The organism is Streptomyces sp. NPDC026589 (genome assembly GCF_040638385.1).
GTDB lineage: Bacteria > Actinomycetota > Actinomycetes > Streptomycetales > Streptomycetaceae > Streptomyces.
This window is the reverse complement of the sequence record NZ_JBEZYG010000009.1, coordinates 216,433-237,173: the sequence shown is the minus strand read 5'-3', so window position 1 is coordinate 237,173 and position 20,741 is coordinate 216,433. Positions and strand designations below refer to the sequence as shown.

19 protein-coding genes and 1 pseudogene are annotated in these 20,741 nt (G+C 72.9%); 13 read left to right on the top strand and 7 right to left on the bottom strand.

Features of this window, described 5'->3' with window-relative positions; translation table 11 throughout:
• Positions 1 to 229 precede the first annotated feature (229 nt).
• A complete protein-coding gene (locus AB0F29_RS18070; protein ID WP_361873277.1) occupies positions 230 to 1,357 on the top strand; it encodes an NADH:flavin oxidoreductase in 1,128 nt (375 codons plus the stop codon).
• A 23-nt stretch (positions 1,358 to 1,380) separates the two neighbouring features.
• Here the strand turns inward: AB0F29_RS18070 and AB0F29_RS18065 are convergent, their stop codons facing one another.
• The 5 genes and pseudogenes from AB0F29_RS18065 to AB0F29_RS18045 form a co-directional block, all read right to left on the bottom strand.
• Complete coding sequence (locus tag AB0F29_RS18065) at positions 1,381 to 2,553, bottom strand: D-alanyl-D-alanine carboxypeptidase (RefSeq protein ID WP_361873158.1); 1,173 nt, start codon at positions 2,551 to 2,553, stop codon at positions 1,381 to 1,383.
• A 116-nt stretch (positions 2,554 to 2,669) separates the two neighbouring features.
• Positions 2,670 to 3,926, bottom strand: coding sequence for a HAMP domain-containing sensor histidine kinase (locus AB0F29_RS18060; protein WP_361873156.1), 1,257 nt, complete (start codon positions 3,924 to 3,926; stop codon positions 2,670 to 2,672).
• Positions 3,927 to 3,942: 16 nt separating this feature from the next.
• Positions 3,943 to 4,698, bottom strand: a complete 756-nt coding sequence (cseB, locus tag AB0F29_RS18055) for a two-component system response regulator CseB (RefSeq protein WP_361873154.1) — start codon at positions 4,696 to 4,698, stop codon at positions 3,943 to 3,945.
• Between the two features lie 110 nt (positions 4,699 to 4,808).
• Entirely contained in the window at positions 4,809 to 5,738 is a 930-nt protein-coding gene (locus AB0F29_RS18050; protein ID WP_361873275.1) for an endonuclease/exonuclease/phosphatase family protein, read from the bottom strand.
• Between the two features lie 528 nt (positions 5,739 to 6,266).
• Positions 6,267 to 6,790 (bottom strand): annotated as a pseudogene (locus AB0F29_RS18045) (AfsR/SARP family transcriptional regulator); the annotation flags it as partial.
• Positions 6,791 to 7,093: 303 nt separating this feature from the next.
• Here AB0F29_RS18045 and AB0F29_RS18040 point away from each other — a divergent pair.
• Both AB0F29_RS18040 and AB0F29_RS18035 read left to right on the top strand, forming a co-directional pair.
• Positions 7,094 to 8,500, top strand: a complete 1,407-nt coding sequence (locus tag AB0F29_RS18040; RefSeq protein ID WP_361873152.1) for an NtaA/DmoA family FMN-dependent monooxygenase — start codon at positions 7,094 to 7,096, stop codon at positions 8,498 to 8,500.
• Complete coding sequence (locus AB0F29_RS18035; protein ID WP_361873150.1) at positions 8,497 to 9,726, top strand: LLM class flavin-dependent oxidoreductase; 1,230 nt, start codon at positions 8,497 to 8,499, stop codon at positions 9,724 to 9,726. The genes AB0F29_RS18040 and AB0F29_RS18035 overlap by 4 nt, the downstream gene beginning before the upstream one ends.
• A gap of 160 nt (positions 9,727 to 9,886) precedes the next feature.
• Here AB0F29_RS18035 and AB0F29_RS18030 read toward each other — a convergent pair whose 3' ends face one another.
• Positions 9,887 to 10,843 (bottom strand): carbon-nitrogen hydrolase, encoded by a 957-nt coding sequence (locus AB0F29_RS18030; RefSeq protein WP_361873148.1) that lies wholly within the window; start codon positions 10,841 to 10,843, stop codon positions 9,887 to 9,889.
• 175 nt (positions 10,844 to 11,018) lie between these two features.
• On the opposite strand from AB0F29_RS18030, the gene AB0F29_RS18025 reads away from it, so the two are divergent.
• The 10 genes from AB0F29_RS18025 to AB0F29_RS17980 all read left to right on the top strand — a co-directional run bounded on the left by AB0F29_RS18025 (position 11,019) and on the right by AB0F29_RS17980 (position 20,078).
• Positions 11,019 to 12,164 carry a LacI family DNA-binding transcriptional regulator gene (locus AB0F29_RS18025; RefSeq protein WP_361873146.1) on the top strand — a complete coding sequence of 382 codons (1,146 nt, stop codon included), beginning with the start codon at positions 11,019 to 11,021 and terminating at the stop codon, positions 12,162 to 12,164.
• Positions 12,165 to 12,464: 300 nt separating this feature from the next.
• A complete protein-coding gene (locus tag AB0F29_RS18020) occupies positions 12,465 to 13,724 on the top strand; it encodes an ATP-binding protein (protein ID WP_361873144.1) in 1,260 nt (419 codons plus the stop codon).
• Entirely contained in the window at positions 13,721 to 14,125 is a 405-nt protein-coding gene (locus AB0F29_RS18015) for a roadblock/LC7 domain-containing protein (protein ID WP_007452160.1), read from the top strand. Before AB0F29_RS18020 ends, AB0F29_RS18015 begins: the two co-directional genes overlap by 4 nt.
• A complete protein-coding gene (locus AB0F29_RS18010) occupies positions 14,122 to 14,496 on the top strand; it encodes a DUF742 domain-containing protein (protein ID WP_018960847.1) in 375 nt (124 codons plus the stop codon). Before AB0F29_RS18015 ends, AB0F29_RS18010 begins: the two co-directional genes overlap by 4 nt.
• On the top strand, positions 14,471 to 15,061 hold the full coding sequence (locus AB0F29_RS18005; RefSeq protein WP_361873142.1) for an ATP/GTP-binding protein: 591 nt from the start codon (positions 14,471 to 14,473) through the stop codon (positions 15,059 to 15,061). The genes AB0F29_RS18010 and AB0F29_RS18005 overlap by 26 nt, the downstream gene beginning before the upstream one ends.
• A 62-nt stretch (positions 15,062 to 15,123) precedes the next feature.
• Complete coding sequence (locus tag AB0F29_RS18000) at positions 15,124 to 16,533, top strand: cytochrome P450 (protein WP_361873140.1); 1,410 nt, start codon at positions 15,124 to 15,126, stop codon at positions 16,531 to 16,533.
• Between the two features lie 270 nt (positions 16,534 to 16,803).
• Positions 16,804 to 17,931: a cytochrome P450 gene (locus AB0F29_RS17995; protein ID WP_361873273.1), complete on the top strand. Its 1,128-nt coding sequence runs from the start codon at positions 16,804 to 16,806 to the stop codon at positions 17,929 to 17,931.
• Positions 17,928 to 18,755 (top strand): enoyl-CoA hydratase/isomerase family protein, encoded by an 828-nt coding sequence (locus tag AB0F29_RS17990; protein WP_361873138.1) that lies wholly within the window; start codon positions 17,928 to 17,930, stop codon positions 18,753 to 18,755. Before AB0F29_RS17995 ends, AB0F29_RS17990 begins: the two co-directional genes overlap by 4 nt.
• A gap of 24 nt (positions 18,756 to 18,779) precedes the next feature.
• Entirely contained in the window at positions 18,780 to 19,754 is a 975-nt protein-coding gene (locus AB0F29_RS17985) for a TerC family protein (RefSeq protein ID WP_361873136.1), read from the top strand.
• 120 nt (positions 19,755 to 19,874) lie between these two features.
• A complete protein-coding gene (locus AB0F29_RS17980; protein WP_361873134.1) occupies positions 19,875 to 20,078 on the top strand; it encodes a hypothetical protein in 204 nt (67 codons plus the stop codon).
• An 18-nt stretch (positions 20,079 to 20,096) separates the two neighbouring features.
• Here the strand turns inward: AB0F29_RS17980 and AB0F29_RS17975 are convergent, their stop codons facing one another.
• The gene (locus tag AB0F29_RS17975; RefSeq protein ID WP_361873132.1) at positions 20,097 to 20,711 is read right to left on the bottom strand and encodes a GNAT family protein; all 615 of its coding nucleotides are present in this window, start codon (positions 20,709 to 20,711) and stop codon (positions 20,097 to 20,099) included.
• Positions 20,712 to 20,741: the final 30 nt, after the last annotated feature.

Sequence of the window (20,741 nt, the reverse complement as noted above, 5' to 3'; positions counted from 1 at the left end):
TCTTTGCCCAGACTTTACCCGGATCGGGGCCGGCGCCGGGATGCCCACGCGGTCGGAGCGTGTTGGCGCCGGGTGGACACCCGACACCCCCGGCTATCGACAGGAAACCGACGTGACAGACGTGACGGCACACGCTCCGACCAACGTGGCGACCCACGCTCCGACCAACGTGGCGCCCGACGGGACCACCGGCGTGACGTCCGGTGCGACGACCGGCGTGACGACCGGCGTGACGACCGGCGTGACAGGCACGGCAGCCCGCGCTGCGGACACCCTCTCCCGCCCGTTCACCGTCCGCGGGCTCACCAGCCGGAACCGGATCGCGATGGCGCCCATGACCCGGCAGTTCTCCCCGGACGGCGTGCCGGGGCAGGACGTCGTGGACTACTACACCCGGCGGGCCGCCGGCGACGTCGGGCTGATCATCACCGAGGGCACCTACGTCGACCACGCATCCGCGGGCACCAGCGACCGGGTCCCGCGCTTCCACGGCGAGGCGGCGCTCGCGGGCTGGGGAGAGGTGGCGGACTCCGTGCACCGCGCGGGCGGCGCGATCATCCCGCAGCTGTGGCACGTGGGCGTCACCCGCACCGAAGGCGCCGGGCCCGTACCGGACGCCGAGCCGGTCGGCCCCTCGGGCCTGTCCCTGAGCGGCGAGCCCAAGGGGCGCGCCATGACGCAGCAGGACCTCGACGACGTCGTCGCGGCCTTCGCCGACGCGGCGGCCGCCGCCGAGCGCCTCGGCTTCGACGGCGTCGAACTGCACGGCGCCCACGGCTACTTGATCGACCAGTTCCTGTGGTCCGGAAGCAACCGGCGTACCGACGCCTACGGTGGCGACCTGGTCTCCCGGACCCGTTTCGCGGCCGAGATCGTGGCGGCCTGCCGCGCCGCCGTCTCCGACGCCTTTCCTCTCTTCTTCCGGATGTCCCAGTGGAAGATGGACTCCTACGAGGCGAAGCTCGCCGGGACACCGGAGGAGCTGGACGCCCTGCTCACGCCGCTGGCCGAGGCCGGTGTCGACGTCTTCCACGCGTCCACCCGCCGCTACTGGCTGCCGGAGTTCGAGGGCAGTGACCTGAACCTGGCCGGATGGGTGAAGAAGATCAGCGGCAGGCCGACCCTCACCGTCGGCTCGGTCGGCCTGGACGACGACTTCTTCAGCGCGTTTCAGGGCAACGACTCCAAGGTCACCGGCATCGAGCAGCTGCTGGACCGGATGGAGCGCGACGAGTTCGACATGGTCGCCGTCGGCAGGGCGCTGATCGCCGATCCCGAGTGGGCGGCGAAGACCCTGCACGGACGCGCCTCGGGCATCACCCCGTTCACCGCGGAGATGCTGAAGACCCTGCGCTGACCCACGAGGTCTCGCCCCTGCGTTTATGCCCTGTTCGCCGTCGCCGGAAGGTCCGCGCGGACGGCGGTGATCAGGGCGCGGCTGGCCTCGTGGGCGGCGGCGCTGCCCTCGGTGGGGGTGGTGCCGGCGCGCTGGTGCAGGACGACCCCGAGGACCAGGCGGGAGACTCCGGCGACCTCCTGCGTGGTGGCCCAGACGAGGTTGCCGCCCGCCGGGGTGGAGGAGCCGGTCTTCAGGCCGATGACCCCGTCACGTCCGAGCAGTCTGTTGGTGTTGCGGAAGGTCACCCCGGCGCCCGGGGCCGTGACGGAGGCGGTCGCCACGATCCGCCGGAAGGCCGGGTCCTTCATAGCCGCGCGGGCCAACCGCAGTTGGTCGTCCGACGTACTCCTCGTACTCGCCTCCATGCCGCTCACCCCGGTGTACGTGGTGGCGCGCATGCCGAGTCCGGCGGCCGCCCGGTTCATCTTCGCGACGAACGCCTTCTCGCCACCCGCGTCCCAACGGGCCAGCAGCCGCGCCACGTTGTTGCCCGACGGCACCATCATCAGCTCCAGCAGCCGCCGTTGGGTGTACTCCCGGCCGGCGAGCACGGGGGCGGTCGTCTCGACGGAGGAGTACGACTCGTCGGCCGCCTGCCGGTCGGCGACCACGGTCGCGCCGGGGGCGTCCGCCCGCATCGGGTGGCTCTTCAGGATCACGTAGGCCGTCATGACCTTGGTGACGCTGGCGATCGGGACCGGCTTCTGCTCGCCCCGGGTGCCGAGGCTGCCGATCCCCTCGACCGCCACGCTCGCCTGGCCCTCGCGCGGCCAGGGCAGGTGCAGCGACCTGGCGAGCGGCGCCACCTTCTCCGCCGGACCCCCGGCGGGGGCCGGCCCGACCGTGGACCTGCCGCCGCCGGCCGCGTACCAACCGCCCGTACCGGCCACGAGCACCACGGCGGCGGTCAGCGGTACGAGCACCGAGCGGCGGAGTCGGAAGCGGGAACGGACACAGGAACGGACACGGAAGCAGGCCCGGAAGCGGGCACGAAAGCCGCTCCCGGCGGCCGGGGCGGGCTCGGGAGCGGGGGCGTGGGCGTGGGCGTGGGCGTGGGCGGGAACCGCAGGGGTGTCAGGAACGGCGGGGGCGTCGGGAACGGCGGGGGTGTCAGGAACGGCGGGGGCGTCGGGAACGGCAGGGGTGTCGGGCATGGGCTCCTCCAGGTGACAGGTGCGGTTTCCCGTACTTCCGTCACCTTCGAGGAGTCGTTCTTCCGCACCCGTACGGCGCCGTTTCCGCCCCCGCGAGAGTGCGTATCGGTTCCGTATCAGGCCGGACGCGGGGCCAGGTCGAGCGTCGCGAGCGCTCCGCCACCCGGGGCGTTCGCGAAGGTCAGCCGGGCTCCGAGCACCTCGGACTGGCCCTGGGCGACCGTCAGGCCGAGACCGTGCCCCCGGCCGCGTTCGCTCGCGCCGGTGCGGAAGCGCTGCGGACCCCGCTCCAGCAGGTCGGGCGGGAACCCGGGCCCGTGGTCGCGTACGGCGATCCGCGCCCCGGTCACGGTCACCGCGACGGGGGCCGCGCCGTGCCGGTGGGCGTTGGTGACGAGGTTGACCACGATCCGCTCGACCCGGCGCGGATCCGTCTCCACCATCCCGGCGGCCCCGACGTCGACCCGGGTGTCCGTGCCCGTACGCCGCACCACGTCGGCGACCAGCTCGCCCAGCGGCACCGGGTCGAGGCGAGCCCGCTCGGCGCCCGCGTCGAGGCGGGAGATCTCCAACAGGTCCTCGACCAGGGCGTTCAGGGCCCGCAGCCGGTCCCGTACGAGAACGGTCGCCTCCTCGTCGTCGGGCAGCAGCCCGGCGGCGGTGACCAGGCCCATGAGCGGCGTGCGCAGTTCGTGCGCGACGTCGGCGGTGAAGCGGCGCTCGGTCTCCAGTTTGCGCTGGAGGGCGCCGGCCATGTCGTCGACGGCGGCCGACATCTCGGTGATCTCGTCGCGGGCCCGCCCGCCGGGGCCGATGCGGGCGTCCAGGTCGCCGTCGGCGATACGGCGGGCGGTACGGGCTCCGTGGCGCAGCCGCCGGTTGATCGGCTCGGTGGCGAGGGCGGCGAGCGGGACGACGAAGACGAGGGCGGCGAGAACGGATTTCACGATGCTGCGGTCCAGCAGCTGGAGACTGCGGACCTCGGTGCTCATGTCGTCCCGGACGACGAGGATCCGGTCGTCACCGACGGCCACGGCGCCCCACATCCAGTACCAGTTGGGCGGCTCGACGTCATACCAGGTGGCGTACCCGCCGTCGGTGTCCGGACGGCGCTCGGCGAGATCGCGCGCCAGCGGCTCGGGCAGCTCCGCCCTGGTCCGTACGTCGATGTCGGCCGGGGCCTTCCCCGTACGGTCGTACTCACGCTCGGCCGCGATCAGCCGGGTGAGGGCCCGGTCGTGACCGACGCGCAGCCCGCGCTCCCGGGTCGCGTCGTGCACCAGGAAGCCGACCACGGCCGCGACCGCGCAGCACGCGGCGGCGGCCAGGGCGGCGATCTTCCAGCGCAGGGCGCGGGGGTTGAGGAAGTCCACGGCGTCCGCCGGCCGCTCAGCCGCGGACGAGCTTGTAGCCGAAGCCGCGGACGGTTTCGATCCGCCCGCTGCCGATCTTCTTGCGCAGCCGCAGTACGCACAGGTCGACGACCCGGGTGTCGCCCTCCCAGCCGTAGTCCCACACCTCGCGCAGCAACCGGCGGCGATCGAGCACCGAGCCGGGCGCGGCGGCGAACTCCAGCAGCAGACGGAGCTCGGTCGGCGTCAGCGACACGGTCGCGCCGCCCCGGCGCACCTCCATGCCGAGGGTGTCCACGCTGAGGTCCCCGAAGACCAGGATGTGGTCGGTCCGGCCGGACTTCCCGGCCGCGCCACCCTCCGTCTCCGGGCGGAAGGTGGCGCGGCGCAGCAGGGCGCGGATCCGGGCGACCATGACGGCGGTGTCGACAGGCTTGATCACGTAGTCGTCGGCCCCCGCCTCCAGGCCGGCGACCACGTCGAGGGCGTCACCGCGCGCGGACATCATCAGGACCGGAACGGGGCTCTCCTCGCGGATGCGGTGGCACAGGCCGATGCCGTCCAGCTCGGGCAGCATCACATCGAGGATCAGCAGGTCGTGCGCGCCCGCCCGGAAGGCCTCCAGGCCGCTGAGGCCGTCGGCGGCCACGTCGACCCGGTAGCCGTAGCGTTCCAGGGCCAGTTGGACGGCGCGGCGGATGGTGGCGTCGTCCTCGACGACGAGCACGCTGACGGGGGCCGGGGCCGGACGCCGGGCTTCGGACACGCTGCCTACCTGGGCGTTCGAGGTCATCGGTCGCTCGCATCGTAGTCGGGGGAGGGCGGCGGTCCGGGTCACCCGGGCCGACGCGGGGAGATCCCCGGAGCCACCGCGGGGAGGTCACCCGGGCCGCCGCGGGGAGGTCACCGGCCCAGCGTGGCCGCCACCGGAAGGTGGTCACTGCCGGTGGCGGGCAGGGTCCAGGCGGCGCGCGGGGTCATTCCCCGCACGAGCACGTCGTCGATGCGGACCACCGGGAACGCGGCGGGCCAGGTGAACCCGAGGCCGTCGCCCGCCTCCCGCTGCGCGGAACGCAGCTGCGAGGTCACCGGGGCCAGCGCGCCGTCCAGGTACGTCCCGTTGAAGTCGCCCAGCACCACGACCCGGGGCGCGGGCTCCGCCCGGAGCGCGGCGGCCAGCTCACGGGCCGCCTCGTTGCGCCGGCCCGTCGTGAAACCGGCCGCCGAGACCCGTACCGACGCCAGGTGGACCGCGTACAGGGCGACAGGCCCGTCCGGGGTCCGGGCCGTGGCGCGCAGCGCGCGGGTCCACGGCATGATCGGTACCGCCCGTACGTCCGCCAGCGGGTACCTGCTCCAGATGCCGACCCCGCCGATCACCGCGTGGTGCGGATAGGCGGTCGTCAGTTCGCGGGTGTAGACGAACGCCGACGCGTCGGACAGCTCTTCGAGCGCCAGGACGTCCGCGCCCGCCCCGACGAGAGCGCGCGCGGTGCCGGCCGGGTCGGTGTTCCCCTCGTTCACGTTGTGGCTGACCACCGTCAGGCCGCCGCCGCCCGAGCGCTTGTCGGTGAGCACGCCGCCGAAGAGCGTGCCCCAGACGACGGCGGGCGCGAGCACCGCCACGGCTGCGGCCCGGGACCGGCGTACGGCGGCGAGGACGAGGAGGAGTGGCACGCCGAGGCCGGTCCAGGGCAGCAGCGTCTGGAAGAGACTGCCCGCGTTGACCCCCGTGTTCGGGACCCACGCGTGCAGCGCCATCGGCACGGCGCACAGCACGGCGACGGCGGCGAGCAGCCGGCCCGGGCGGCGGGAGCGGCTTGCCTCGGTCACCGGGGGGCCCGGGGGTGCGTGGGCGGACGGGGGTGCGTGGGCGGCCGAGGATACGTGGGCGGCCGAGGATACGTGGGCGGCCGAGGATACGTGGGCGGCCGAGGGTACGTGGGCGGCCGGCGCCGGGGCGGGTGCGGAGCCCTCGTGAGTGCCGAGGCACTTGGAGGTGTCGGTGTCGAGGCCCCCGCCGGTGCCGACGGCCTCGTGGGAACCGGGACCCCCACCGCTGCCCACGGCCTCGTGAGAGCCGGGGCCCCCGCCGCTGCCGACAGCCTCGTGGGAGCCGGGACCCCGGCCCGTGCCGACGGCCTCGCCACCGCGCACGGCCTCGTGAGGGCTCACCGGCCCACCGGCGCCCATCGCCTCGTGGGGGTCCAGACCGCCCCTCCGGGTGCTCAGCACGGCACGGGTCTCCCAACGTCACGTACACCGGGGGTCGGGTACGCCCCCAGCGTCCGCGAGCCGTACTTCCGGCCGGTCAGAGCGCTGCTTCGGGGACCGCGCGGGTCTGTTTCGGTTACGTGTCGGTCAGCGTCCCGGGAGGACTCCGCCGGCCTGGTGCACCGCCTCCTCCGGGTCCAGCCGCGCCCCTCTCCCGTACGCCTCCGTGAACGCGTCCGCTCCCAGCGATGCCCGGGCCCCGGCGGTGACGCGGTCGACGTCGGCGCGCTCGGCGGGTGGGAGCGGCGCCCCGGCCCGCCGCCGGGCGGCCGCCGCGCCGCCCAGGAGGACGGCCGCCCGGGTGGCGGCGGGGCCGTCACCGAGCAGCGCGGCCACGCCGGCGAGGCCCTCCAGGGAGAGGGCCGGGGCGCGGGGCTCCGCGAGTGCGCGGGCGATCTCCAGGCCTTCCAGGTGGTGGGCGTTCGCCCCCGCGCGTCGCCGCGCAGCTCGGCGACGAAGCCGAACTCGGCCAGGAGCAGATGGTCGCCCGCCCGGGAGGAGACGTCGGCGTGGCCGTCGCGGATGCGCAGCAGATGCCGCTCGGCCCCGTCGAGGTCGCCCGAGGGGCGGGCCTCGAGAGCGAGGCCCATCTCGGAGTGGATCTCGCCGTACTCAGCGCGAACGCGGCATGCGGGAGCGCCGGTTCGGGCGGGCCTGGAGGACGGCGAGTACGTCGAGCCGACCCGTCCACCGCGCCCGCCGCCGCCCCGCCCCGCCCCCCGAGTCCGCGACTGTCGCAAGTGCATGAACACCTCGTGAAACAGGGCTGGTTGACCTGTGCAGCGACCACCGGGCGCAGGCACGCTCTGACACACGACCACCGCCCGCCGGACTTCGCCGACTTCGCAGGACTTCGCAGGACTTCGCAGGACTTCGCAGGACTTCGCAGGACTTTCGCAGAAGGAGACCGCACCGTGCCCGCCACCGCCAAGAAACAGGTGCATCTCGCAGCGCAGCTGCCCGGCATCCACAATGTGACCGTCTGGTCGGACCCGCGCTCCGGGAGCCAGATATCCATCGACTCCTTCATCCGGCTCGCGCAGACCGTCGAGCGCGGCAAGTTCGACTTCTTCTTCCTCGCCGAAGGGCTGCGGCTGCGCGAGCACAAGGGACAGGTCTACGACCTGGACATCGCGGGACGCCCGGAGAACCTCACCGTGCTGAGCGCCCTGGCCGCCGTCACCACACACCTGGGCCTCGCCGCGACGGTCAACGCCACCTTCAACGAGCCGTACGAGACGGCGCGCCGGTTCGCCACCCTGGACCGGCTCAGCGGAGGGCGGGCCGCCTGGAACATCGTCACCAGCTACGACGCCTTCACCGGCGAGAACTTCCGCCGGGGCGGCTTCCTCCCCGAGGCCGACCGCTACACCCGCGCCGCCGAATTCCTCACCGCGACGCGGAAGTTGTGGGACAGCTGGCCGGACGGCGATCCGAGGGCCGACGCGGCGGCGGGCGCGTTCATCGCCCCCGGGGCCGGCCGCTTCGCCCACCGGGGGCGGCACTTCGACATCTCCGGCCGGTTCACCACCCCGTCCGGACCGCAGGGCCACCCGGTGATCATCCAGTCGGGCGAGTCCGACGCGGGCCGGGAGTTCGCCGCGTCCGACGCGGAGGTCATCTTCAGCAAGCACAACCACGTCGACGTGGCCCGGGACTTCTACCGGGACGTGAAAGGGCGCCTCGCCGCGTACGGCCGGAGCCCCGGGGACCTGCTGATCCTCCCCACCGCCAACGCGGTCGTCGCCGACACCGACGAGGAGGCCGCCGCCTACGCGGAGGAGATCAGCCGCGAACTGGTCAGCCCCCGGACGGCGATCGCCCACCTGGAAGCGGTCTGGGGCCGCGACCTGTCGGCGTACGACCCCGACGGGCCGCTCCCCGACATCGAGCCCGAGGACGACGCCCACTTCCTCAAGGGGCACTCCGTCTTCCGCAAGGGCCGGGCGGAGACGGCCCGGCAGTGGCGCAAGCTCGCGGCGGAGCGGAACCTCTCCATCCGGGAGCTGGTCATCGAGGTCGGCGGACGCCAGACGTTCGTCGGCAGCCCGCGGACGGTCGCCGACGCCATCGACGACTACGTCCAGACCGGGGGCGCCGACGGATTCGTCCTCGTGCCCCACCTCACCCCGGGCGGCCTGGACGACTTCGTGGACCGGGTGGTGCCGATCCTCCAGGAGAAGGGCGTCCACCGCGACGCCTACACCGGCACCACGCTCCGGGACCACCTGGGCCTGTCCGAGGCACCCCGCCCGGCCGGATGGGGCGGCCCCGGGCAGCCCCTGCGCACCGGGCACGACGACAAGGAGACCTCCGCATGACCGGCACGAAGGACGCCCCCCACGCCCCCCTCCATCTGGCCGTCGCGCTCGACGGGGCGGGCTGGCACCCGGCGGCCTGGCGCGAGGAGGGCGCGCGCCCCGGCGAACTGCTCGACGCCGCCTACTGGGCCGACCTGGTCACCGAGGCCGAACGCGGTCTGCTGGACTTCGTCACCTTCGAGGACGCCCTCGGCCTCCAGTCCGCCGCCTTCCATCTCCCCGACGACCGCACCGACCAGGTCAGGGGCAGCATCGACGCGGTGCTGCTCGCCGCTCATCTCGCCCCGCTCACCACGCACATCGGCCTGGTGCCGACCACCAGCGTCACCCACACCGAACCGTTCCACCTCGCCATCGGCATCGCCACCCTCGACCACGCGAGCCGGGGCCGGGCCGGCTGGCGGCCGCAAGTCGCGTCCCGCGCGGCCGACGCCGCCCACTTCGGGCGCCGCACCACACCGCAGCTCACCGAGGAGGACGCGACCGACCCGGAGCGGATCTCCCGGCCGCTGCGCGCCCTCTTCGCGGAGGCGGCCGAGGTGGTCGAGGCGGCACGACAGCTCTGGGACAGCTGGGAGGACGACGCGGAGATACGGGACGCGGCGACGGGCCGCTTCATCGACCGCGACAAGGTCCACCACATCGACTTCCAGGGCACGCACTTCAGCGTGAAGGGCCCGTCGATCACCCCGCGCACCCCCCAGGGCCAGCCGCCCGTGGTCAGCCTCGCGCACGCGACCAGGCCGTACGAGTTCGCGGCCCTCAGCTCCGACGTCGTCGCCGTCACCCCGCACGACCGGCCGGGGACGGCGGCGATCCTCGCCCAGGTCGCGGAGGCGGTGGAGCGCACCGGCCGGGACCTGAACGACCGCCCGCTGCGGACCTTCGCCGACCTGATCGTCCTCCTGGACGACGAACCGGGCGCGGCGGCGCGGCGCAAGGCCCGGCTGGACGAGGTCGCCGGGGCCGAACTCGCCTCCGACGCCGAGATCTTCACCGGCACGCCCGCCGGACTGGCCGACCTGCTGATCGACCGGCACTCCACCGGCCTGGACGGCTTCCGGCTCCGCCCGGCCGTCCTGCCGCACGACCTCACGGCGATCACCCGGGGGCTGGTCCCGGAGCTCCAGCGGCGCGGGGTGTTCCGTACGGAGTACACCTCCACCACCCTGCGCGGCCACCTGGGCCTGGAGCGCCCCACCAGCCGCTACGCGAAGGCGGGGTGACGCGCGACCCGTGCGGCCGGGGCCCGGCCCACGGTCGGCCCCCGTCGTCGAACCGGCCGGACGATCACCGGCACGACGACCGCCGCCGACCCGGCCCGTGCCCGCCGGACGCCCGGCCCGTGCCCGCCGCCGGTGCGCACGGCTGCCGTCGGGGCGCCGGTCACCCCGTGAAGCGGCCGGTCTCCGTGAGCGGACCGTACGCGTCCGGGCGGCGGGTGGTCAGGAACGGGAACAGCTCCAGCCAGTCGCGGCGGGCGTCGAGATCGAGATCGGCGACCAGCACGGCGGGCTCGTCGCGCGGGGCCTGGGCCAGGACCCGGCCGTACGGGTCCACGACGAAGGAGCTGCCGTAGAAGGTGAGGCCGTTCTCCGCGCCGATACGGTTCGGCACGATCATGAAGGTGGCGTTGGCGATGGCGTTCCCGGTGATCACCTTCTGCCAGAGCGGCTGGGAGTCGAAGCCGGGGAAGCCGGGCTCGGAGCCGATGGCGGTCGGGTAGACGAGGACGTCGGCCCCGGCGAGGGAGTAGGCGCGCGCCAGCTCCGGGAACCACTGGTCCCAGCAGGTCGGCAGGCCGAAGCGGGCCTCGTCGACCGTGACCAGCGGGAAGGCGTCGTCGCCCGCCGGCCCGGGGCGGAACCAGTCGTCCTCGTAGTACCCCTCGGTGACCGGGATATGGGTCTTACGGGTGCGCTGGGCGAGGGTTCCGTCGGGGGCGACGAGGATCGCGGTGTTGTAGCCGAGACCGTCGTCCTCACCGGCGGGCGCCGGGGCCTTCTCGTACAGCGAGGCGTGCACGTACACGCCGTGCTCGCGGGCGGCCTCGGCCGCGAAGGTGAAGGTGGGGCCGGTCAGCAGCTCCTCCGGTCCGGTGGGCCCGGGGTGGTCGGCCCGGCGTACGACGGCGAAGTACGGCGACAGCGTCAGCTCCTGGAGGCAGACCACGCGGGCGCCCTCGGCCGCGGCGATCCGGATGCCGTCCAGCAGGGCGGCCCGGTGCTCGGCGGGGTCCCGGTGCCAGCGCTGCTGGACCGCCGCCACGCGCAGGGGCGCGCGCTCGGCGGGGCGGGTCCGGGTCGGGGAAGCGGGCGGGTCGTACGCGGTGATCAGACGCATGGCGGTTCCTGGGGAGGGAGGGACCGGCGGTCCTCGGGGAGAGGGGGCCGACGGGGCGGGCGCGAGGCGGGACGTGGGCGCCGGAACGTTCCGGCACCGATGCGAATCTAACTCTGCCGGAACGTTCCGGCAACCCTCCGTCCCGCCGGTCGGCGAACGTCTAGACTTCACCCCCGTGACCTCCCGGACCGTGACCCTGCTCGATGTCGCCCGCGCCGCCGGGGTCTCCAAGAGCACCGTCTCCGACGCGCTCCAGGGCTCGGGGCGGGTCGCGGAAGCCACCCGGGACCGGGTCCGCGCGGTCGCGGAGCAGCTCGGCTACCGCCCCAACAGCGCCGCCCGGCGGCTGCGCCGCGCCAGCACCGGAGCCGTCGGGCTGCACCTGCCGGCGACCGCGACCCGGCTGGACTACTACATGAACCTCGCCTTCGGGGCGGTCGAGCGCGCCCAGGAGGACGGGCTCGACATGGTGCTGCTCGCCCCCTCGGGCGCGGCGGTCGGGCAGATCGCCTCACGCGTCGACGGCCTGCTGGTGATCGACCCCGAGGCCGGCGACAGCGCGGTGCCGGGGCTGCTCGACGCGGGCGTCCCGGTGGTGACCGGCGAGCGCTACCTCGGCCCGGCCACCGGCCCCAGCGGCGCCGTGGTCTGCGACAACGCCGCCTCGCTGACCGCCCTCCTCGACCATGTCACCGAGCGCGGCGCCCGCCGCCCCGCACTCCTCGCCCCGTCCGGCTCCTCCGCCTGGGCGACCGCCCTGCGCGCGACGGCCGGATCCTGGGGGCGGGCCCACGGGGTGGCCGTGACCCTGCGCACCGTGCCCTTCGCCGCGACCCCGGCCGAGGCCGAGGCGGCCACCCGGGCACTGCTCGCCGCCGACCCCGCCGTGGACGCCGTGATCTGCGCCCCCGACGGCTCCGCCCCCGGCGTCCTGCGCGCGGCGGCGGCCCTCGGCCGGGAGGTCGGGGGGAGCGGCGGAACCCACCCGAGCGGCGCACCCACCGGGACCCACCCGGGCGGCGCACCCGACGGAAACGACCCGGGCGCCCCGCGCGGAGGAGGCCTCCTCGTCGCGTCCTGCGTCGACGGCACCGCGACCCGGGGCGCCGGGCCGCCCGTCACCGCGGTCGACCTGCGCCCCGACGCGTACGGGCGCGCCTGCGCCGAGCTGCTCTGCGACATCCTCGCGGGCCGCGCGGCCCCCGACACCGTCCGCCGCCACGCGTGGTCTCTGGAGATCCGGGCCTCCACGGGGCCACCGGGGTCCCTAGGGTCACCGGGGTCCCTAGAGTCACCGGGGTCACCGGGGTCACCGGGCTGACCAACCTCCCGCGAACGGCGACCGGTTGCCGTCCTCCGCATCTCCGCAATGTGAACGTTGTGAGTCGACCCGCAACTGGCGTGGCGGCCTTGACATTTCACCGCGCGGCCGGTGATAAGATCATCTTACTTCCAGTGGGCTGATGGCGTATGGGGGCATTCCGGGAGGGATGAAATCCTCGGCCCCACCTTCGGAGGGGCACCTCCCGAAGCGGCGCACGGTCGTGGCGAACGAGCCCTGGCTGCGTGCCGCATGACGGGGTGTCAAGCCGTTTCCGCCATGGCACTTGAAGTGAGTCTCATGACATTTCCACAGGGCCCCGTCTTCTGGGCGCTGGTTGTCGTAGCACTGGTCGCCGTGGGTGCCGTTCTGCGGGCTCGCGCGACCAACGTCAAGCTCCGCAGACACCATGCGGAGCTGCGCCAGGAGCGCGACGCGCTCCTGCACCAACGGGACGAACTCCACGTCGTCCACAACGGCCTGCTCCAGCGTCAGTCCACCGAGCTGGCGGAGGTCCGCAAGGACGCCGAGGAGGAGACCAAGGCCGTCCTCAAGGCCGCCGTCCGCACCCTCCAGGGCCTCGCGGACGAACAGCAGGTCGTGATCGAGAAGGCCCAGCGCAAGTACGGCGACGACCCCGGGATCCTCGCCGACCTGATGGCCATGGACCACGCCAACAGCCAGTTCGGCCGGCGCGCCCAGGGCATCGCCGTGCTCTGCGGCGGCTGGCTCGGCCGGCGCGAGACCGTGGCCTCCGTCTTCGACGTGGCCCGCAGCGCCCAGGGACGTATCCGGCACTTCGACCGGGTCCGGGTCAACGGCCAGGTGAACTTCTCCGTGGTCAGCCGGGCCGTCGAACCCGTCGCCGTGGTCCTCGCCGAACTGCTCGCCAACGCCACGAACTACTCCGCCCCCGGCACCCCGGTCGAGATCAACATCCAGGCCGTGCCGACGGGCGTCTGCCTCATCGTCGACGACGCCGGCCTCGGCATGGGCCAGGAGGAGAAGGACCGCGCGGCGGCACTCCTCTCCCCCCAGGCCGCGATCAGCGTCTCCAGCCTGGGCATCCCGCCGCAGTTCGGGTTCGCCGTCTCCGGGATGCTCGCCGCCCGCTACGGCTTCCGGGTCTCGGTGGACTCCGTTTCCCCCTATGGAGGCGTACGCGCGGTGGTCCTCATCCCCGACGAACTGCTCACCACCGAGGCACCGCCCACCGCGGCGCCCGTCGAAGCACCCGAAGCGGCGGCCCTTCCCCACCCGCCGCAGGTGCACCAGGCGCGCCAGGCCGAGCAGTGGCAGACCCCGGCTCCGGCGCCCACCCCGCTCTTCCCGCCCGCCCCGCAGCAGCCCGACACCGCCACCCAGCCGCTGGCCCAGATCACCACCACCGCCGGGGGGCTGCCGAAGCGTCGTCGTAAGAGCCCGGTCTCCGCCGTGCCATCGGCGGAACCCGAGCCCGTGCGCAGCAACGAGGAGACCGCCTCCCGACTCGGCGCGTTCCAGCGCGGCACCCGGTCCGGACGCGACACGACGACGACGGAAGGACCCGAGTTCCAGTGAACCCCGATCTGTCCTGGGTGCTCAACGACCTGCTCCAGGTACCCGGCGCCCGGCACGCGATCCTGGTGTCCGCCGACGGCCTGCTGCTCGCCAACTCCAGCGAGATCGGCCGGGACGACGCGGAGACCGTCGCCGCGGCGATGAGCTCCATGCAGTCCCTCAGCCGGGCCGTCGCCCCCTTCATCGGAACCCGTGAGCCGGGCCGCTGGCGGCAGACGCTCCTGGAGTACGAGGACGGCTGGATCTTCCTGATCGCCGCCGGCACCGGCGCCTACCTGGCCGCCACCGCCGCCGCCGACGTGGACATGGAGGCGATGTCCTTCCGGATGCAGCAGCAGGTCACCGCACTGGGGAAGGCGATGACCACGCCGCCCCGCCAGAACGCGAGCAGCGAGATATGACGGCGCCGGGCGAGGAGCAGCAGGTCAGCAGCGGGTTCGTCCGGTCCTACGTCATCACCGGCGGACGGGGACTGCCCGACGCGGACGACCTCTCGCTGGTCACCCTGGTCACCCTCGCACCCGACCGCCAGCCGCCGCCGAACCCGAGCCCCGAGGTCAAGGCGATCTGGGAGCTGTGTTCCGGCGGCTATCTGTCGGTGGCCGAGGTCGCCGGCCACCTCGGCCTGCCGGTCGGGGTGGCCCGTCTCCTGCTCCAGGATTTAAACCAGCAGGGACATCTGCTGCGCCGGAAGGCGCCGCCGCCTGCCCAGCTCGTTGACAGGAAGATCCTCGAAGAGGTGTTGCATGGACTCCAAGTCCGGTTCGGCTGAGAGCATCTATGTGCCGGACGCGGTGCAGCGCGCGGCGAAGATCCTCGTCGTCGGGCACTTCGCCGTGGGCAAGACGACGCTGATCGGCACACTGTCCGAGATCACGCCGCTGCGCACCGAGGAGCGGATGACCCAGGCCTCGGCCCAGGTCGACGATCTGCGCGGCGCCCCCGACAAGAAGACGACGACGGTCGCCCTGGACTTCGGGCGACTGACGCTCAGCGACGAACTGGTGCTGTACCTGTTCGGCACGCCGGGGCAGCAGCGGTTCGTGGAGCTGTGGGAGGACATGGCGCGCGGCTCGCTGGGGGCGCTGCTCCTGGTCGACCCGGCGCGGCTGGCCGACACGTTCCCCGTCATCGACCTGGTCGAGACGTACGGGCTGGAGTACGCGGTCGCCGTCAACAGCTTCGACCCGTACTCGCAGCACGCCGAGAACGAACTGCGCGAGGCGCTCGACCTGCTGCCGGACACCCCGGTCGTCTTCTGTGACGCCCGGGACCAGAACTCCTCCGCACAGGCCCTGATCACCCTGGTCCGCCACCTTCTCGCGCACGCGGCCTGACCCCCCAGACGTATCCCGAGCCGGGGCCGACCGGGCCCCGCGATCACACCGAGGAAGCCGACATGGACCCGCAGCCGGGAGCCACCCCGTACAGCGCGCCCGCCGGGTGCCCCATGCACCAGCAGCAGACGTCGCTGTACGGACCGGAGTTCGCCGCCGATCCGCACCGCTTCTACGACGCGGCCCGGGCACACGGCCCCGCCGCGCCCATCGAGCTGGCCCCCGGGGTGGAGGCCACGCTGATCGTGCAGCACGAGGCGGCGCTGCGGGTGCTCCAGAACCCGGCGCTGTTCGCCCGGGACTCGCGGCGCTGGGCCGCGCTGCGCGAGGGCGCCGTACCCATGGACAGCCCCGTCCTGCCGATGATGGTGTACCGGCCCAACTGCCTGTTCACCGACGGCGCGGAGCACCTGCGGCTGCGCAAGGCGGTCACCGAGTCGCTGTCACGGCTCAACAGCTCCAGGCTGAGCAGGGACGTCGAGCGGATCGCCGACTATCTGATCGACCAGTTCATCGAGCGCGGCACCGCCGATCTGCTCAACGAGTACGCCAAGCTCCTGCCGCTGCTGCTGTTCAACCAGCTCTTCGGCTGCCCCGGCGACATCGGCGACCGGCTGACCCGCTCGATGTCCGCCATCTTCGACGGCGAGGACGTGCTCCGCGCCAACGCCGAGCTGACCGAGTGCCTGATGGAGCTGGTCGCCATCAAGCGCCGCCAGCCCGGCGAGGACATCACCTCCTGGCTGATCCAGCACCCGGCGGGGCTGCGGGACGAGGAGCTGAAGGACCAGCTGGTGATGCTGATGGGCGCCGGCGTGGAGCCGGAGCGCAATCTGATCGGCAACGCGCTGCTGCTGATGCTCGCGGGCGACCAGCCGGGCGCGCCCGAGCGGCGCGGCTCGGGGCTGCTCGTCGAGGACGCGCTGGACGACGTCCTGTGGAACAACCCGCCGATCGCCAACTACGCGACGCACTACCCGGTGCGGGACATCGAGCTGGACGGGGTCGTGCTCAAGGCGGAGACCCCCGTACTGATCAGCTTCGCCGCCGCGAACAGCGACCCTGGGCTCACCGACGCCCGCCAGACCCTGAGCAAGGGCGCCCACCTGGCCTGGGGCGCGGGCCCGCACGTGTGCCCGGCCAAGTCCCCCGCGACGCTGATCGCGCTGACCGCGATCGAGAAGATCCTCAACACCGTCCCGGACCTCGCGCTGGCCGTGCCCGCCTCGGGTGTGGCGTGGCGGCCCGGTCCGTTCCACCGGGCCCTGGTCGCGCTGCCCGTACGGTTCACCCCGACGGCCGCGCGGCGCGCGGGGACCGGGGCGCAGCCCCCGGCCCCGACCTCCGCCCAGCTGCCCGACCCGTTCCGGAACACCCCCTCCGCGCCCTCCGTGACGCCCCGTCACGCCGGGGAGCCGGCCAAGAAGCAGAAGGGCTGGTGGAGTTCGTTCCTCGATGTGTTCCGCGTATGACCCAGGGGCCGACAATTCGCATATGACAACGGGCATTTAGTGACGATTGCATGTGACGGGGGCAACAAAGAACGATGCTTGGCGCCGATATCCGGAGGGGTAGGTTCAGTGCGGTAACCACGGGCCTAGGTCGAGGAACTCTGCGTGAGCATCACTGGCGGTACAACCAGGACGCCCGACGGACGGCGCGCGGTCATCGGTCTGCTCCGCAGACTCAATTCCCCGGAAGGACAGGCCGAGCCCTACGGAATACTCGCGGAGCTCCGGGCGATGGGTGACGTCGTCCGCGCTCCGTGGAACGGGTATTTCGTCACCGGCTTCGACGCCTGTAGCCAAGTGCTCCGGGGCCGCAACTGGCTCGCCCCGGATCTCGCCTGGCAGCAGCGGCAGGACGACTCCAAGCAGTGGGACGCGATAGCGACCCGGGAGATGACCACCACGCTCGCCCGGCTCAACGCCCCCGAGCACACCTGCCAGCGCCGCTCCCTGGGCAATCTCTTCGACCGCTCCACCATCGAACGCCTCACCCCCGACGTCGAGCGCGACGCCGACCGGCTGCTGGACGAGCTGGCGGAGAAGCTCCGCTGGGGCGAGGCGGACTTCGTCTCCACCGTCAGCGAGCAGCTGCCGGTCATGACCGTCGGCTCCTGGCTGGGCATCCCGCCCGAGGACTACCCGGACATCCTGGAGATCACGCACAACCAGGTGTTCGCCCAGGAACTGCTCCCCACCAAGTCGCAGCTCGCCGTCTCCGAGGAGGCGACCATGCGGCTGCGGGCCTACTTCACCGGCCTGGTCGCCCGGCGCCGGGCGGAACCCCGCCACGACGTGCTGACCGGCTGGATCCACACCTGGGACGCGATGGAGCCGGACCGGGAGCGGGCGGACGAGATCCTCTACCGGCTCACGATGTTCGTCACCATCGCCTCGCTGGAGACCACCGCGACCCTGCTGACCTCGATGACCTCCCTGCTGACCGACCCCGGCCGGTGGGCGTGGCTGCGGAAGTACCCGGAGCACATCGACGCGGCCGTCGACGAGGTCCTGCGCCACGACCCGCCCATCCACATCAACACCCGGATCGCCGCCGAGGACACCGTCCTGGCCGGGGTCCCGATCAAGAAGGACAGCATGATCCACGTCCTGTACGGCGCGGCCAACCACGATCCGCGGCGCAACCCGGACCCGGGCGCCTTCGACATCCTGCGCGGCGGCAGCCACCTCACGTTCGGCGGCGGGGTGCACTACTGCCTGGGCGCGGCGCTGGCCAAGCTGGAGGCGCGGACGCTGCTGGCGCGGATGCTGGATCGTTTCCCCACCCTGCACACCGTCTCGCGGCCGGTGTACGCCCCCCGGATGGTCTTCAGACGGATCACCTCCCTGGGCGTGGCCCTGTGAAGCTCTCGCTCCCCGAATTCCTCACCCCGGCCGGCCGCTCCGAGGACCGCCCGCCGACGGTACGCGCCCGGCGCGAGGGGCCCGTCCTGTACGTGGAGCTGCACGCGCCGGACACCGGCAACGCGGTGACCGAGGCGATGCTCGACGAGCTGCTGGACATCGTCGCCGCCCCGGACCCCGAGGTGCGGGTGCTGGTGCTCAGCGGCGCGGGGGACGACTTCTGCCTGGGCGGGGACCGCACCGAGTTCGCCGAGTGGCTGGCGGAGGACCCCACCGGCCGGGGCATCCGGGTCGCCGGGGAGAAGGCCCGCCGGGTCTGCGAGGCGATCTCCGGCGGCCGGGCGGTGACCATCGCCCGGGTGCAGGGCAAGGCGGTCGGCGCGGGGTTCGCGCTGGCCCTCGCCTGCGATCTGCGGGTCGGCGCGGACACCGCCGCCTTCCGGCTGCCGGAGCTGGCGCTCGGGCTGCCGACCGCCTGGGGCGGGCTGCTGCCCCGGCTGATCCACGAGGTGGGCGCGGCCCGGGTCCGCGAGCTGATCCTCACCGGCCGGGCCTTCGACGCCGCCGAGGCGCACCAGCTGTCGGTGCTCCAGCGGGTGGTGCCCGAGGCGGAGCTGGACGCCGCGGTCGCCGCCTGGGCGAAGCCGGTGGTCCGCCGCCCGGAGGCCGCACTGCGGGTCACCAAGGCGCTGCTGAACTCCTACGCCGCCGCCACCCGGCTGGCCGACCCCTCGTTCCTCGACGCGGAGCTGATGGCCTCGGTCGCGGCGGCCACCCGGCGCTCTCCGGCGGGCGGCGACGGGGCGGGCGGGGCACACTCGTAAAAACCCGAGTGGGAGGTCTCCGGCGTGGACGTACCGGTGTGGCTCTGGATCGTGTTCGCCGTGACCGTCGTCGTCTCGCTGGCGGTCGACCTCCTGGCGCACCGCAAGGCGCATGTCATCGGCTTCAAGGAGGCCGGGCTGTGGAGCGCGCTGTGGGTGAGCCTCGCGCTGATCTTCGGTGCGGTCGTCTTCGTGACGCTCGGGAGCACCGCCGGAACGGAGTACACGACCGCCTGGCTGCTGGAGAAGAGCCTCTCGGTCGACAACCTCTTCGTCTTCGCGCTGATCTTCGCGTATTTCAAGGTGCCCCGGGAGTATCAGCACCGGGTGCTCTTCTTCGGCGTCATCGGCGCACTGGTGTTCCGCGCGGTTTTCCTGACCCTCGGCGTCGCGGTGGTCAACCGCTTCACCTTCGTCCTGTTCCTCTTCGCCGCGATTCTTTTCTACAGCAGCTATAAAATCCTCAGCGGCCAGGAGGAGAATTTCGACCCCGGTAAAAGCTTCGCGGTGCGGCTGCTACGGAAAGTGATGCCGGTCCAGGACCACTATTCCGGGACGCACTTCGTCGTCCGCGAGGAGGGGCGGCGGGTCGCCACTCCGCTGCTCGCGGTGGTCGCCGCGATCGAGGCGGCCGACCTGATCTTCGCGGTCGACAGCGTGCCCGCGGTGCTCGCGGTCAGCGACGACCTCTTCATCGTCTACACCAGCAACGCCTTCGCGATCCTGGGGCTGCGGGCCCTGTACTTCCTGCTGGCGGGGCTGCTGGACCGGTTCCACTACCTGAGCCACGGGCTGGCGGTCATCCTCGCCTTCATCGCGGTCAAGCTCATTCTCCAGGCCTCCCACAAGATGATCAGCACCTCGATCCCGGAGATTCCGTCACCGGTGAGCCTCGCGGTGATCATCGTCATTCTGGCCGTTTCGGTGACCCTGAGCATGCGCCGTCCGGCGAAGAGCCCGGGCCCCACGGACGCGTCCGACGCCGATACGGAAGGGTAGGGTCACGGAAAGCGACGCCATTCACCTACGGCGCTTTTCACCGGCAACGCAGGGCGTCATGCATCGGCAACGCAAAGGGAAAGACTTTCCAAAATCTCCCGCCGCGCCTATCGTGAGTAAATGGCGAACAAAGAGCGTGACACCCGACAGCGGGCCGCTTTCATGTGCCCGACCTGCAAGCAGCCCGTCCCTTCCGAAATCCACCGCCACAAGTCCCTCGGGATCTTCGTCCCCGTCTGGCGCGCGGGTCCCTGCGAGAACCCCGACTGCGCCGAGTACGCCGCGCCGAAGCGGCCGGCCCGGCACCGGACCGGCTCCTCCTGACCGGCAGCCCCGGCCCTCTCAGCCCGCGGCCCGGCGCTCTCGGCCCGCGGCCAGACGCTCGGTGAGACGCGCCTTCGCCGCGGGCCACTCGTCGGCCAGCAGCGAGAAGTAGACACTGTCCCGCCAGCTCCCGTCCGGCCGCCGCCGGTGCCTCCGGAGCACCCCTTCGCGCCGCGCCCCGAGCCGGGCGATGGCCGCCTGCGAGCGCTCGTTGCGGTGGTCGGTCTTCAGCTGGACGCGCCCCATGCCCAGCTCCTCGAAGGCGTGCGTCAGCAGCAGGAGCTTCGTCTCGGTGTTCACCGCCGAGCGCCAGTGGGCCCGGCCGTACCAGGTCCAGCCGATCTCCAGGCGCTCGTCCGCCACCGCCACGTCCAGATACGTGGTCCAGCCGACGGCCCGCCCGCTCGGACGGTGGACGACGGCGAACGGCACGTACTTCGCGTTCCCCAGCACCCTCTCCATGCGCTCGCGCAGCTCCTCGCGGGTCCGTGGCGCCGGGCCGCCCTGCCAGCGCCACACCTCTTCGTCCCCGCCGCCCGCCGCGAAGAGGTCGTCGAGGTGGCCGAAGGTCAGCGGGACCAGTTCGACGTGCTGCCCGGTCAGCGTCACGGGCCGAGGAGGAAGTGCGGACATGGACCGATCCTAACCCCTGGCCGCTTTCGC

What these genes read in the sequence shown, in the direction of transcription:
- AB0F29_RS18020 (WP_361873144.1), top strand. Translation starts at nt 12,465, where the DNA reads ATGACATTTCCACAGGGCCCCGTCTTCTGGGCGCTGGTTGTCGTAGCA.
- AB0F29_RS18000 (WP_361873140.1), top strand. Translation starts at nt 15,124, where the DNA reads ATGGACCCGCAGCCGGGAGCCACCCCGTACAGCGCGCCCGCCGGGTGC.
- AB0F29_RS17995 (WP_361873273.1), top strand. Translation starts at nt 16,804, where the DNA reads ATGGGTGACGTCGTCCGCGCTCCGTGGAACGGGTATTTCGTCACCGGC.
- AB0F29_RS18010 (WP_018960847.1), top strand. Translation starts at nt 14,122, where the DNA reads ATGACGGCGCCGGGCGAGGAGCAGCAGGTCAGCAGCGGGTTCGTCCGG.
- AB0F29_RS18035 (WP_361873150.1), top strand. Translation starts at nt 8,497, where the DNA reads ATGACCGGCACGAAGGACGCCCCCCACGCCCCCCTCCATCTGGCCGTC.
- AB0F29_RS18065 (WP_361873158.1), bottom strand. Translation starts at nt 2,553, where the DNA reads ATGCCCGACACCCCTGCCGTTCCCGACGCCCCCGCCGTTCCTGACACC.
- AB0F29_RS17980 (WP_361873134.1), top strand. Translation starts at nt 19,875, where the DNA reads ATGGCGAACAAAGAGCGTGACACCCGACAGCGGGCCGCTTTCATGTGC.
- AB0F29_RS18005 (WP_361873142.1), top strand. Translation starts at nt 14,471, where the DNA reads ATGGACTCCAAGTCCGGTTCGGCTGAGAGCATCTATGTGCCGGACGCG.
- AB0F29_RS17975 (WP_361873132.1), bottom strand. Translation starts at nt 20,711, where the DNA reads ATGTCCGCACTTCCTCCTCGGCCCGTGACGCTGACCGGGCAGCACGTC.
- cseB (WP_361873154.1), bottom strand. Translation starts at nt 4,698, where the DNA reads ATGACCTCGAACGCCCAGGTAGGCAGCGTGTCCGAAGCCCGGCGTCCG.
- AB0F29_RS18030 (WP_361873148.1), bottom strand. Translation starts at nt 10,843, where the DNA reads ATGCGTCTGATCACCGCGTACGACCCGCCCGCTTCCCCGACCCGGACC.